3 protein-coding genes are annotated in these 15599 nt (G+C 72.1%); all 3 read left to right on the top strand.

Annotated elements, in window-relative coordinates; genetic code table 11:
• A partial coding sequence (locus tag M8I34_RS40285) for an amino acid adenylation domain-containing protein (protein ID WP_250058049.1) occupies positions 1–3220 on the top strand: 3220 nt, incomplete at its 5' end.
• Between the two features lie 2 nt (positions 3221–3222).
• Entirely contained in the window at positions 3223–11058 is a 7836-nt protein-coding gene (locus M8I34_RS40280) for a non-ribosomal peptide synthetase (protein ID WP_250058048.1), read from the top strand.
• Positions 11055–15599: non-ribosomal peptide synthetase (locus M8I34_RS40275; RefSeq protein WP_250058047.1), on the top strand; the 4545-nt coding region annotated here is incomplete at its 3' end. The genes M8I34_RS40280 and M8I34_RS40275, both read left to right, overlap by 4 nt.

Genomic DNA, 15599 nt, shown 5'->3' with positions numbered 1-15599 from the left:
ACCCCTCTCCCACGCCCAACGCCGCCTCTGGTTCCTCCACCAACTCGAAGGACCCAGCCCCACCTACAACGTGCCGATGGCCCTCCGGCTCACCGGCGAACTCGACACCACCGCACTACATGAGGCGATCCACGACCTCGCCGACCGCCACGAAACCCTGCGCACCGTCTTCCCTGAAGTGGAGGGCACTCCCTACCAGCAGGTCCTGGAAGGTGCTGCCGCCCGGCCGACGATCGAGGTCGTCATCACCGACCGCGAGCAGGTGGCGCAGCAGGTCGCCGAGGCCGGGCGGCATGCCTTCGACCTCATGAACGAGCTGCCCATGCGGGCGTGGCTCTTCCGGACCGCGCCGGACGAGCACGTACTGCTCCTGCTGGCCCACCACATCGTCAGCGACGGGTGGTCGACCGATCCGCTCGCCCTTGACCTGTCGGTGGCGTATGCGGCGCGGTGTGCGGGTCGGGCCCCGCAGTGGGAGCCCCTCCCGGTGCAGTACGCCGACTACACCCTGTGGCAGCGCGAGGTCCTGGGCGACGAGAGCGATCCGGGCAGCCTGATCTCCACCCAGGTCGAATACTGGCGGAAGCAGTTGGCCGGTATTCCCGACCGGCTGGAACTGCCCACCGACCGGCCCCGTCCGGCCGTGGCCGGCTATCAGGGTGAGGACGTCGGCTTCGCCTTCGACGCGGAGCTGCACGAGGGGATCACCCGGCTGGCGCGGGAACAGCGGTCGACCGTGTTCATGGTTCTCCAGGCGGGTCTGGCCGCGCTGCTGACGCAGCTCGGCGCGGGCACCGACATCCCCCTCGGTTCACCGATCGCCGGTCGTCACGACGACGCGCTCGACAACCTCGTCGGCTTCTTCGTCAACACGCTCGTCCTGCGCACCGACACCTCCGGCGATCCCACCTTCGCCGAGCTGGTGGACCGTGTACGGGAGACGGATCTGGCGGCCTACGCACACCAGGACGTGCCCTTCGAGCGGCTGGTGGAGATCGTCAACCCCACCCGGTCACTGGCCCATCACCCGCTCTTCCAGGTGATGCTGGTGCTGGCCAACACGGCCGAGGGCGACTTCACGATGCAGGGGCTGAAGGTCTCCGACGACGACTTCAGTGCCTTCGCCGCCAAGTTCGATCTGACCTTCCACATCGCCGAGCAGCACACGCCGGAGGGTGCCGCCGACGGCATGACGGGCGCGCTGGAGTTCGCGACGGACCTCTTCGACCGGTCCACCGCCCAGCAGCTCGCCGCCCGTCTGGAACGACTCCTGCGCGCAGCCGTCGCGGACGCCTCCCGGCCGCTCACGGAACTGGACGTGCTCTCCGAGCAGGAACGCCACCAGATCGTCGTCGAGTGGAACGACACGGCCCGCCAGGTGCCCGCCGCCACGCTGCCCGAGCTGTTCCAGGCACAGGTGGCGCAGACCCCCGGCGCGCCCGCCGTCGAAGACGGCACCACCGTTCTGAACTACGTCGAACTCAACACTCGTGCCAACCGGCTGGCGCATCACCTCCTCGCCCACGGCGTCGGCCCCGAGAAGGTCGTGGCCCTCGCCCTCCCCCGCTCCACCGACCTCGTCACCGCCATCCTCGCCGTCCTCAAGACCGGCGCCGCCTACCTCCCCGTCGACCCCGACTACCCTGCCGACCGTGTGGCGCGCATGCTCCAGAGCTCCGCGCCGGTGTGTGTGCTGACGCATCGTGAGATCGACGGGCGGCTGCCGCGGACGGCGGAGGCGGTGCGGCTGCTGCTCGACGGTCCGGGGACGGCCGGCGCACTGGCGGCCCGGCCGGACGGCGATCCCACGGATGCCGACCGCAGTACACCGCTGCTGCCGTCCCATCCGGCGTACGTCATCTACACCTCGGGTTCCACCGGCGTCCCCAAGGGCGTCGTGATGCCGGCGGGTGCGATGGTCAATCTCCTGGCGTGGCACGCGCAGGCCGTTCCCGGCGGGCCGGGGCGGAGGGTGGCGCAGTTCACCGCCGTCAGCTTCGACGTGTCGGTACAGGAAACCCTGTCGGCGCTGATGCACGGCGGCACCCTGGTCATCCCTCCCGACGACATCCGTCGCGATGCCTCGGCCTTCGCGCGCTGGCTCGGCAGGAACGAGGTCAACGAGCTGTACGCGCCCAACCTGGTCATCGACGCGGTGGCCGAGGCCGCCGCCGAGCAGGAGTCGGACCTGCCCGCGCTGGCCGAGATCGCCCAGGCCGGTGAGGCGCTGGTGCTCAGCAGGCACATCCGCGACCTGTACGCCCGGCAGCCCCGGCGGCGGCTGCACAACCACTACGGGCCCACCGAGACCCATGTGGTCACTTCGTACGCGCTGCCCGCCCAGGTGTCCGACTGGCCCACCGTCCCGTCGCTGGGCGGCCCGATCTGGAACACCCAGGTCTTCGTCCTGGACACGGCGCTGCGTCCGGTGCCGGTGGGCGTGCCCGGTGAGCTCTACCTCGCCGGCGCGCAACTGGCCCGCGGTTATCTCCACCAGCCGCGGCTGACGGCCGAGCGCTTCGTGGCCAACCCGTTCGGTGGTCCGGGCCGGCGGATGTACCGCACCGGCGACCTGGCCAGATGGCGTGCCGACGGCCGGCTCGAATACCTCGGCCGCGCCGACGACCAGGTCAAGGTCCGTGGTTTCCGCATCGAACCCGGCGAGATCGAAACCGTGCTGGCCACGCACCCGTCGGTGGGCCAGGCCGCCGTCGTCGTCCACGGGGAACAGCCGGGCGGCAAGCGGCTGGTGGCCTATCTCGCGCCGGCCGGCGGGGCGGCACCGGACACCGCGGAGCTGAAGGGCCACCTGGCCGGGCGGCTGCCCGAGTACATGGTCCCGTCCGCTTTCGTGGTGCTGGCGGCGCTGCCGCTGACCCCCAACGGGAAGCTGGACCGGCGTGCGTTGCCGGCACCGGACTTCGCGGCGGCGGCCACCTCGCGGGCGCCCAGGAACCCGAAGGAGGAGGCGCTCGCCGCGATCTTCGCGGCGGTGCTGGATCTGCCCCGGGTCGGTATCGACGACGGCTTCTTCGACCTCGGCGGACACTCGCTGCTGGCCACGAAGCTGATCAACCGGGTGCGGACGGAAATGGGTGTCGAGCTGTCCATCCGGGCGGTGTTCGAAGCACCGACAGTGGCGGCGCTCGCAGAGCGGGTTGTCGGGTCGAAGAAGAGAGCACGGCCCGCGCTGCGGCCGATGCCGAGGTCTGGGAAGTAATCATGATTCCGCTGTCATTTGCCCAACGCCGCCTGTGGTTCCTCCAGCAGTTCGAGGGCCCCAGCGCCACCTACAACCTGCCGATGCTGCTGCGGCTGACCGGCGAGCTGGATGTCGACGCGCTGCGCGCGGCGATAGGTGATGTGGCCGAGCGCCACGAGAGCCTGCGCACGGTCTTCCCGGAGACCGACGGCGTCCCCTTCCAGCAGGTGCTGGCCGCCGAGGAGGCGCAGCCGGTCTTCGAGGTCGTCAGGAGTGCCCCCGAGAGGCTGGAGGAGTCGCTGCGGACGGCGGCCGACCACGCCTTCGACCTGACGACGGAGACGCCGCTGCGGACCTGGCTGTTCGAGGTGGGCCCGCGCTCGCACGTCCTGCTGCTGCTCGTCCACCATGTGGCGGCCGACGGCGGCTCGCTGGCTCCGCTGAGCCGCGACCTGTCGGTGGCGTACACCGCCCGGTGCGAGGGCGGGGCACCGCAGTGGGAGCCGCTGCCGGTGCAGTACGCCGACTACACGCTGTGGCAGCGCGAGGTGCTCGGGGACGAGGACGACCCGGACAGCCTGATCTCCGAGCAGGTCGGTTTCTGGCGGGAGGCACTGGCGGGTCTGCCGGACCAGCTGGAGCTGCCCACCGACCGGCCCCGCCCGGCGGTGGCCGGCTACCGGGGCGACAGCGTCGCGCAGTCCTGGGACGCGGAGCTCCATGCGGGGCTGATCCGGCTGGCGCGCGAGCATCAGTCCAGTGTGTTCATGGTCGTGCAGGCGGCGCTGGCGACGCTGCTGACCCGGCTCGGCGCGGGCACCGACATCCCCATCGGCTCACCGATCGCCGGACGCACCGATGACGCGCTGGAGGACCTGGTCGGGTTCTTCGTCAACACCCTCGTCCTGCGCACCGACACCTCCGGCGACCCCACCTTCGCGGAGCTGCTGGCCCGCGTACGGGAGACCAACCTGGCGGCCTATGCCCACCAGGACGTGCCCTTCGAGCGGCTCGTGGAGATCGTCAACCCGACCCGTTCGCTGGCGCGGCACCCCCTGTTCCAGGTCATGCTGGTGCTCCAGAACAACGCGAAGGCCGAGCTGGAACTGCCGGGACTCCGGGTCGAGTTCGACGGAGTCGGCACCGGCGTGGCGAAGTTCGACCTCTCCTTCGACCTGGAGGAGCGCCTCGGTGCGGCGGGCGGCCCCGAGGGGATCGACGTCGATGTCGAGTTCGCCACCGAGCTGTTCGACCGGGAGACGGTCGAGGCGGTGGTGACCCGTCTGGAGCGGGTGCTGCGCGCCGTCGTGGCCGATGCGTCGCGGCCGGTCGGGGAGCTGGAGGTGCTCGACGGCCAGGAGCGTGAAACGCTGCTCGCCGGCTGGAACGACTCGGCGCGCGAGGTGCCGGCGGCGACCCTGCCGGAGCTGTTCGAGGCCCGTGCCGCGCGGACGCCGGAGGCCGCCGCGGTGCTCGGCGCGGACGCGGCGTTGTCGTATGCGGAGCTGAACGCGCGGGCCAACCGGCTCGCCCGGTATCTGCTCACCCGCGGAGTCGGCCCGGAGAGTTTTGTGGCGGTGGCGCTGCCCCGCACGACGGAGCTGGTGGTCGCCCTGCTCGCCGTGGCCAAGACGGGTGCGGCCTACCTGCCCGTCGACCCGGACTACCCGGCCGACCGTATCGACTACCTCTTCTCGGACGCGCGGCCCGTCTGTGTGCTCGCCGACGGGAGCACCGCGGCGAAGCTGCCGGTGGACGCCGATGCGCTGGTGGTCGTCGACGGCGCGGCGCACCGCACCGCCCTCGCCGCCCTGCCGGCCGGCGATCTGACGGCGCAGGAGCGGCCCGGCGGCCGCTCCCCGGAGAGTCCGGCGTATGTCATCTACACCTCCGGTTCGACGGGCCGCCCGAAGGGTGTGGTGGTCTCGGCCGGCAACCTGCGGAACTTCCTCTCGGCGATGGACGAGTGGGTCGCGCCGAAGCCCGCGGACCGGCTGCTCGCGGTCACCACGGTGGCGTTCGACATCGCGGGGCTGGAGCTGTATCTGCCGCTGGTCTCCGGGGCCGCGGTGGTGCTCGCCGACTCCGCGCAGGTGCGGGACGCGGCGCTGCTCGCCGAGCTGGTGGAGTCGGCCGGGGTGACCGTCATGCAGGCCACTCCCTCGCTCTGGCAGAGTCTGGTCCTGGAGCGCCCGGAAGCCCTGCGCGGACTGCGCATGCTCGTCGGCGGCGAGGCGCTGCCCACGCCGCTGGCGCACCGGATGGCGGAGCTGGGCGCGAGCGTCACCAATCTGTACGGCCCCACGGAGACGACCATCTGGTCGGCGGCCGCGGAGGTGCACGCCGACGGCGCGCCGCCCATCGGACGGCCGATCGGCAACACGCAGGTCTATGTCCTGGACGCCGGGCTGCGGCCGGTGCCGGCCGGGGTGCCGGGTGAGCTCTACATCGCCGGCCACGGTGTGGCGCGCGGCTACCGTGGGCGGCCCGACCTGACGGCGGAGCGCTTCGTGGCGAATCCGTACGGGGCGCCGGGCGCGCGGATGTACCGCACCGGTGACCTGGCGAAGTGGCGCGCGGACGGCCGGCTGGAGTTCGTCGGCCGGGTCGACCACCAGGTGAAGGTCCGGGGTTTCCGGATCGAGTTGGGCGAGATCGAGGCCGCCGTCGCGGCGCAGCCGGCCGTCGGCCAGGTCGCGGCGATGGTGCGCGAGGACCGGCCGGGCGACCAGCGCATCGTGGCCTATGTGGTGCCGGCCGCCGGCGGTGCGGCGCCGGACCCGGCGCAGCTGCTGAGGGCCGCGGCGCGGACGCTGCCGGAGTACATGCTGCCCTCCGCGTTCGTGGTGCTGGACGCCTTCCCGCTGACGCCCAACGGCAAGCTCGACCGCCGGGCCCTCCCGGCGCCGGACTTCGCGGAGTCGGGCGGCCTCCAGGAGCCGCGCGACGCGCGGGAGGAGATCCTGTGCGGTCTCTTCGCGGAGGTCCTGGGCCTGGAGCGGGTCGGGATCGACGACTCCTTCTTCGCGCTGGGCGGGCACTCCCTGCTCGCGACGCGGATGGTCAGCCGGGTCCGTACGGTCTTCGGTGTCGAGCTGGCGGTCCGGGACCTTTTCGAGGTCCCGACGGTGGCCGGGCTGGCCGGACGGCTCGACGGCGCGGGGGACGCGCGCGCCGCGCTGCTGCCGGTGGAGCGGCCCGAGCGGGTGCCGCTGTCGTTCGCGCAGCGGCGGCTGTGGTTCCTGCACCAGCTGGAGGGGCCGAGCGCGACCTACAACGTGCCGCTGGTGCTGCGGCTGACCGGTGCACTGGACGTCGAGGCGCTGCGCGCGGCAATGGCGGACGTGGCCGGGCGGCACGAGTCCCTGCGCACCGTCTTCCCGGACGTCGACGGCACGCCGTACCAGCTGGTGCTGGCGGGCGAAGCCGCCCGCCCGGTGGTCGAGGTCGTGGCGAGCGAGCCGGGCCGGGTGGACGGGCAGCTGGCCGAGGCGGCCCGGCACGCCTTCGAGCTGACGGCCGAGGTCCCGCTGCGGGCCTGGGTGTTCAGCACGTCCGCCGACGAGCACGCCCTGCTGATCCTGATGCACCACATCGCCAGCGACGGGGCGTCGCTCGCGCCGCTGATCGACGACCTGTCGCTGGCGTACACGGCGCGCTGTGCGGGCACGGCGCCCGGCTGGGCTCCGCTGCCGGTGCAGTATGCGGACTACACCCTGTGGCAGCGTGCCGCACTGGGGGACGAGGACGACCCGCAGAGCGTGCTCTCCGGTCAGATCGACTTCTGGCAACGGACGCTCGCCGGGCTCCCCGACCAGCTGGAGCTGCCCACCGACCGGCCCCGCCCGGCGGTGGCCGGATACCGCGGTGACGCCGCCGAGTTCGCCTGGGACGCGGAGCTGCACGAGGGGGTCGTACGGCTGGCCCGGGAACACGGGTCGAGTGTGTTCATGGTGCTCCAGGCGGGTCTGGCCGCGCTGCTGACCCGGCTGGGCGCGGGCACGGACATCCCGATCGGCACACCGGTCGCCGGGCGCACGGACGACGCGCTGGAGAAGCTGGTCGGCTTCTTCGTCAACACGCTCGTGCTGCGCACCGACACCTCCGGCGATCCCACCTTCGCGGAGCTGGTGGACCGGGTACGGGAGACGGACCTGGCGGCCTACGCGCACCAGGACGTGCCCTTCGAGCGGCTGGTGGAGGTCGTCAACCCCGTACGGTCGACGGCGCATCACCCCCTCTTCCAGGTGATGCTGGTGCTACAGAACACCGACGAGGCCACGATCGAACTGCCGGGGCTTCAGGCCGGTATGGAGGACGTGGGCACGGGCACCGCCAAGATCGACCTGGCCTTCAACATGGAGGAACTCCGCACGGACGAACGGGCGTTCGCGGGGCTGGTGGGAACGGTGGAGTTCGCCACCGACCTCTTCGACCGGGCCGGCGCCCAGCAGCTCGCCGCCCGTCTGGAACGACTCCTGCGCGCGGCCGTCGCGGATGCCTCCCGCCCCCTCACGCACCTGGACGTGCTCTCCGAGCAGGAACGCCACCAGATCCTCGTCGAGTGGAACGACACCGCACACCCCGTATCCGCCACCACCCTGCCCGCGCTCTTCCAGGCACAAGCGGCGCGGACCCCCCATCTGCCGGCCGTCGAACACGGCACGACCGTCCTGACCTACGCCGAACTCAACACCCGCGCCAACCGGCTGGCGCACCATCTCCTCACCCACGGCGTCGGCCCCGAGAACGTCGTGGCCCTCGCCCTCCCCCGCTCCACCGACCTCGTCACCGCCATCCTCGCCGTCCTCAAGACCGGCGCCGCCTACCTCCCCGTCGACCCCGACTACCCCGCCGACCGCGTCGGTTACATGCTGGAGGACGCCGAGCCCGTCGCCGTGGTGACGAGCGGCGCGACCCTCGACCGGCTGCCGCGGACCCCGCTTCCCGTCCTGACCGTGGAGGACGCGGGCGGCGGCGTGGAGCACGACCCCACGGACGCCGACCGGGTCACGCCGCTGCTGCCGGCCCACCCCGCCTATGTCATCTACACCTCCGGTTCCACCGGCCGACCCAAGGGCGTGGTCGTCGCCCACAGCGGCATGGCCGGCTTCGCCGCCGACAAGATCGAACGCTGCGGGGTCGAAGAGGGCAGCCGGGTATCGCAGTTCGCCTCCCCCAGCTTCGACGCCTCGGTGCTCGAACTGTGGCTGGCGCTGCTGTCCGGCGCCTGCCTGGTGATTCCGCCGGCCGGTCCCTTCGCCGGTGAGGCGCTCGCCCGGGTACTGGAGGAGCTGCGGATCAACCACGCGCCGATGGCGGCGGCGGCACTGGCGAGCATGCCGGCGCGTGCACTGCCCGAGCTGCGTTCGCTGGCCGTGGGCGGTGACGCCTTCACCGGTGAGGTCGTCGGCCGGTGGGCGCCGGGCCGGCGGATGTTCAACGGGTACGGCCCGACCGAGGCGACGGTGTGGGTGACCTCCAGCGACGTGCTGAGCGAGCCCGTCGCCCCGCCGATCGGCCGGCCGGTCCGCAACACCCAGGTATATGTACTGGACTCCGCGCTGTGCCCGACGCCGGTGGGGGTGCCGGGCGAGCTGTATCTCGCGGGCAGCCAGCTGGCCCGCGGATATCTGCGCCGGCCGGAGCTGACCGCCGGGCGCTTCGTCGCCGATCCCTTCGGGGCGGCGGGCCGGCGGATGTACCGCACCGGCGACCTGGTCAAGTGGCGCGCGGACGGTGAGCTGGAATTCCTGGGCCGGGTCGACCGCCAGGTCAAGGTCCGCGGATTCCGTATCGAGCTGGGCGAGATCGAGAACGTCATCGCCGCGCACCCCGCCGTCGGGCAGGCAGCCGTCATCGTGCGGGAGGACCGCCCCGGGGACAAGCGAGTCGTCGCCTATGTCGTGGCGGACGAGGACGGCAGCGGGGTGGACGTCGGTGAGCTGCGAGCGCATCTGTCCGGGCAGCTGCCCGACTACATGATGCCCGCGGCCGTGACCGTGCTGGACACGCTGCCCCTGACGGCCAACAGCAAGCTGGACGTCCGGGCGCTGCCGGCCCCGGACTTCGCGGCGGTGGCGGGTTTCGAGCCGCCGCGCACCCCGCGGGAGGAGACGCTGTGCGCGGTCTTCGCGGAGGTGCTGAACCTGCCGCGGGTCGGGGTCACCAGCAGCTTCTTCGAGCTGGGCGGCGACAGCATCCTGTCCATCCAGCTCATCTCGCGGGCACGTAAGGAAGGCATCGCGCTCACCGCGCGGGAGATCTTCCAGCACCAGACCGTGGAGGCGCTGGCGGCCCTCACGGCCGGGCTGCCGGCCACGGCCACGGCCACGGACCCCGACGCCGGGGTCGGCGCCCTGCCGCCGACGCCGATCATGCACTGGCTGCGGGAACTCGACGCGCCGGTGGACGGCTTCAACCAGTCCATGATGCTCCAGGTCCCGGCGGACCTGGGCGAGCGGCGGCTGACCGCGGCCGTACAGGCACTGCTCGATCACCATGACGCCCTGCGCCTGCGGGTGAACGGGGCACCGGCCCAGGACGCCGCGGCCGGCGCGCCGGGCTGGAGCCCCGAGGTCATGCCCCGGGGCAAGGTGGCGGCCGAGGGCTGTGTGCGCCGGGTCGGCGCGGAAGGTCTGCACGGCGACCGCCTCGCCGCGCTGATGGCCGCGGAAGGCGACCGGGCCGTGGCACGGCTCGCGCCGCGCGAGGGCGCCATGGTGCAGGCGGTGTGGTTCGACCGCGGGTCCGCCGAACCGGGCCGGCTGCTGCTGGTGCTGCACCACCTGGTGGTCGACGGGGTGTCCTGGCGCATCCTGCTGCCCGATCTGGTCGCCGCCTGGGAGGCGGTGGCGGCCGGCCGGCAGCCGGCGCCGGAACCGGCCGGGACCTCGCTGCGCGAGTGGTCGCGGCAGTTGACGACGGCGGCGCAGCATCCGGACCGGCTCGCCGAGCTGCCGGTGTGGAAGGACATCCTCCGTACGGAGGAGCCCCTCATCGGCGGCAGAGAGCTGGACCCGGGCCGGGACCGGGGGGACACCACCCGCTCGCTGACCCTCACCCTGCCCTCCGAGGTCACCCGGCCGCTGCTGACGAGTGTGCCGGGCGCGTTCCACGCCGGGGTCAACGACATCCTGCTCAGCGGCCTCGCCCTGGCCGTCCTCGAATGGCGCCGCCGTTGGGGCGGTACGGGCAGCCAGGTGCTGGTCGATCTTGAGGGGCACGGCCGGGAGGAGATCCTTCCGGGCACGGACCTGACCCGCACGGTCGGCTGGTTCACCAGCATGTACCCGGTCCGCCTCGACCCCGGGGAGTACGACCGCTCCGACGTCTGGGCCGGCGGCTCCGGCATGGGCCGGACGGTCAAAAGGATCAAGGAACAGCTGCGGGCCTTCCCCGACAACGGAATGGGCTTCGGCATGCTCCGCCATCTCCACCCCGAGACGGCCCGGGAGCTGTCGGGCCTCGCGGCACCGCAGATCGGCTTCAACTATCTGGGGCGGTTCGCCGCCTCCGAGGAAGCCGCCGCCCAGGACTGGGACATGGCGCCGGACGCGACCCTGCCGTCCGGTCACGACCCGCGGATGCCCGTGACCCACGCCCTGGTCATCAACGCGGTGACCGAGGACCACACCGACGGTCCGCGGCTCTCCGGCACATGGAACTGGCCCGAGGGCCTGCTGACCGAGCAGGACGTGCGCGACCTCGCCGAGAGCTGGTTCACGGCTCTGACGGCACTGGTGGCCCACTGCGAAGACCAGGGCGCGGGCGGGCACACACCGTCCGACCTGTCCCTGGGGTCGCTGAGCCAGGACGAAATCGACGAACTCGAAGCCGAATTGGAAATGCCGTGAAGACTCAGTCCGCACTCGAGGACGTCCTGCCGCTGGCACCCCTCCAGGAGGGGTTCCTGTTCCACGCGCTGTACGACGGGCAGGCACCCGACATCTACAACGTGCAGCTCGTCCTCCGGATCGAGGGGGCCGTGGACACCGCCGTGCTGCGGAAATCCGTGGACGCGCTGCTCACCCGGCACGCCAACCTGCGGGCGGGCTTCCGCACCCGCAAGAACGGCCAGCCGATCCAGGTCATCCACCGTCACGTACCGGTCCCGCTGAAGGCGATCGAGCTTTCCGCGACGGAGGAGACCGAGCGCGAGGCGGAGCTGGAGCGGTGGCTCGCCGCCGACCGCGCGGAGCGCTTCGACCTGGCCAGGCCGCCGCTGCTGCGGCTGACCCTCGTACGCCTCGGTGACCAGCGGTACTGCCTGGCCCTGACCAGCCATCACATCCTCCTCGACGGCTGGTCCACACCGCTCCTGCTGGACGAGCTGTTCACGCTCTACGCACAGCAGGGCAGCCCCGCAGGCCTGCCCAGGCTCACGCCCTACCGCGACTACCTGGGATGGCTCGGGAAGCAGGACCTGGGCCGGGCCGAACGAGCCTGGCAGCAGGCCTTGTCGGGCCTGGACGGGCCGACGCGGGTGGCGGACACCGCGGAGCGGACACCGGCACTGCCCGAGCGCGTCACGCGCGAGTTGTCCGAGGAGTTCACGGCCGAGCTGACCGCCGCGGCCCGCGGCCGCCGGCTGACGATGAACAGCGTGCTCCAGGGCGCCTGGGCGGTGGTGCTGGCCCAGCTGACCGGGCGGGACGACGTGGTGTTCGGCACGACGGTCTCCACCCGCCCGGCCGAACTCCCCGGCTCCGAGGCGATGATCGGGCTGTTCATCAACACCATCCCGGTGCGTGCCCGGCTGACCCAGGAGCGGTCCTTCCTGGACAACCTGGCCCGGTTCCAGGAGGAGCAGAGCGCACTGCTGCCCCACCAGTACCTCGGCCTCGGCCGGATCCAGCAGCTCGCCGGAGCGGGTGAACTCTTCGACACCACGACGGTGTTCGAGAACTACCCGGTCGGCGCCGGCGACGACGACGCACCCGTGGCGGGGCTCCGGCTGACGGAGGCCGACGGCCGCGACGCGACGCACTACGCCCTGAACCTGGTCGGCGACCAGCTCGGCGGCCGGCTGACCCTGCGACTCGACTACCGCGCCGACCTGTTCGGCCGGGAGACCGCGGAAGCCGTCGTGGCCCGGGTCCACCGGCTGCTCGCGTCTGCCGTCACCGAACCCGACGTTCCGCTGGGCCGGATCGACCTGACCGACCCCGGGGAGCGCGCCCGTCTCGGCGCCTGGAACGACACGGCGCACGAGGTACCCGCGACGACGCCGCTGACCCTGTTCGAGGCGCAGTGTGCCCGTACGCCCCAGGCCACCGCCGTGGTGTTCGAGGACATCGCCCTCACCTACGCGGAGCTGAACGAGCGGGCCGACCGTCTCGCCCATCTGCTGATCGCCCGTGGTGCCCGCCCGGAGCAGCTCGTGGCGCTGGCCCTGCCCCGCTCCGCGGACATGATCGTGGCGCTGCTCGGCGTGCTGAAGAGCGGGGCGGCCTCTCTGCCCCTGGACCCCGGCCACCCCAAGGACCGGATCGCCTTCACCCTCGCCGACGCCGCCCCGGCCATGGTGATCACGACCACCGAGGCGGCCGCCGCGACAGCCGGGGCCGGCATCCCGCCGCTGGTGCTGGACGCCGCCGACACCCAAGAGGCGCTGGCCGCGCAGCCGGCCACCGCGCCGGTACGCCCCGGGCTCCTGCCCTCCCACCCGGCGTACGCCATCTACACGTCAGGGTCCACCGGCACCCCGAAGGGCGTCCTGGTCGAGCACGGCGCCCTCGTCAGCCACATGTCCTGGATGGCCGACGCGTTCCCGCTCGGCGCGCAGGACACCGTCCTGGCCCGCACCGCACTCACCTTCGACGCGTCGGTCTGGGAGATCTGGCTCCCGCTGCTCACCGGCGCCACGCTCTGCGTCGCGCCCGAGTCCCTCAGCCGGGAACCGGAGCGGCTGCTCGCGTACATCCGGCAACACGGCGTCACCGTGGCCCAGTTCGTGCCTTCCCTGCTGGCCGTCGTGGCCGGCGCGGTCCGTGACGAGGAAGCGCTGCCGCTGCAACGGATCTTCGTCGGCGGCGAGCCCCTCGCGCCCGCCCTGGCGGCGCGGACGGCCGAGTCCTGGGGGGTGAGCGTGACCAACCTCTACGGGCCGACCGAGTCGACCGTGCAGATCACCACCCACACCTTCGACCCTGCCGCGGATACGGGAGTGGTACCGGTCGGCCGCCCCGTCTGGAACACGCGTATCCATGTCCTGGACGCCGCTCTGAAGCCGGTACCGGTGGGCGTGCCGGGCGAGTTGTACGTCGCGGGCGACCAGCTGGCACGGGGTTATCTGCGCCGTACGGACCTGACGGCCGGGCGGTTCGTCGCCGATCCCTTCGGCGCGCCGGGGACCCGTATGTACCGTACGGGCGACGTGGTGAAGCGCCGTGCGGACGGGCTCCTGGAGTTCGCCGGCCGCGCCGACGACCAGGTGAAGATCCGGGGCCTGCGCATCGAGCCGGGCGAGATCGAAGCCGTGGTCGGCAGCCATCCCCTGGTACGGCAGGCGGCAGTCGTCGTCCGCGAGGACCGGCCGGGTGACCAGCGCATCGTGGCCTATGTCGTCCCGGCCGAAGACACCGGAACGACACCCGCCGGCCTGCGCGCACACGCCGCACAAACCCTGCCGGACTACATGGTCCCCGCAGCCTTCGTTCCCCTCGACGCACTGCCCCTGACACCGAACGGCAAGCTGGACCGGCGTGCCCTTCCGGCCCCCGACCTCGTGTCCACGACCGCCTCCCGGCGCCCGCGCGACCCCCGGGAGGAGATCCTGTGCGGTCTCTTCGCCGAGGTCCTGGGCGTGGACCGGGTCGGGGCCGACGACAACTTCTTCGACCTCGGCGGACACTCGCTCCTCGCCATGCGCCTGATCAGCCGGGTCCGTACCGTCCTGGGCGTGGAGCCCGCGGTCCGGGACCTCTTCGAGACCCCGACCGCGGCCGGACTGGCCGGCCGGCTGGACCATGTGGCCGGGGCGCGTGCGGCGCTGATGCCGGTGGAGCGGCCCGAGCGGGTGCCGCTGTCCTTCGCACAGCGACGGCTGTGGTTCCTCCACCAGCTGGAGGGCCCGAGCGCGACCTACAACGTGCCGATGCCGCTGCGGCTGACCGGTTCGCTGAACGTCGAGGCACTGCGTGAGGCCATCCACGACCTCACCGACCGGCACGAGAGCCTGCGCACCGTCTTCCCGGAGAGCGACGGGACGCCCTACCAGCACGTCCTGCACGGCGACGCCGCCCGCCCGTCCATCGACATCGTCCCCGTCGACGAAGACGACCTGAGCATCGCCGTCGACCAGGCCATCACCCACACCTTCGATCTGACCACGGACGTGCCCCTGCGCGCCTGGGTGTTCACCCTCACCCACGACGAACACCTCGTCCTCCTCCTCGCCCACCACATCGTCAGCGACGGCGCCTCACTGGCCCCCCTCGCCCATGACCTGTCCATCGCCTACGCGGCCCGCTGTGACGGCGCCGCCCCGCACTGGACCCCACTGCCGGTCCAATACGCCGACTACACCCTCTGGCAGCGCGAGGTGCTGGGCGACGAGAGCGACCCGGACAGTGTCATCTCCCGCCAGATCGACTACTGGCGCAGCACTCTGGCAGGACTCCCCGAGCAGTTGGAATTGCCCACGGACCGGCCGCGCCCGGCTGTCGCCAGCCACCAGGGCGACAGCGTCGAGATGGAGCTGGACGCCGAGGTGCACCGGGGCATGGTGCGGCTTGCACGCGAGCACCAGGTCAGTGTCTTCATGGTCGTCCAGGCCGGCATCGCCGCACTGCTGACCCGACTCGGCGCCGGCACCGACATCCCCATCGGCTCGCCCATCGCCGGACGCACCGATGATGCGCTGGAGGACCTGGTCGGGTTCTTCGTCAACACGCTGGTGCTGCGCACCGACACGTCCGGCGACCCCACTTTCACCGAATTGCTGGGGCGGGTGCGGGAAGCGGACCTGGCGGCCTACGCCCATCAGGACGTGCCCTTCGAGCGGCTCGTGGAGATCGTCAACCCCACCCGCTCGCTGGCCCATCACCCCCTCTTCCAGGTGATATTGACCTTCCAGAACAGCAGCGACCTCGAAGTCGATCTGGCGGGGCTGGCGGTCCGGGAGCACGCACTGGACGCGGCGTCGGCCAAGTTCGACCTGTCGTTCGCGCTGGAGGAGCAACTGGACAGCAGTGGTGTGCCGTCGGGCATGCGGGGGTCGGTGGAGTTCGCGACCGACCTCTTCGACCGGCAGACCGCGGAGAGCATCGCGGCGTGGCTGGAGCGTCTGCTGCGCAATGCCGTTACGGACGCCGCACGGCCGATCGGTGAGCTGGATGTGCTCACGGCGCAGGAGCGTGAGCTGCTGCTCAATGGCTGGAACGACACGACACGT

The organism is Streptomyces sp. MCA2, assembly GCF_023544705.1.
Lineage (GTDB): Bacteria > Actinomycetota > Actinomycetes > Streptomycetales > Streptomycetaceae > Streptomyces > Streptomyces decoyicus.
Note: the sequence above shows the minus strand (reverse complement) of the source record. Positions and strands in the feature narration are given on the sequence as shown.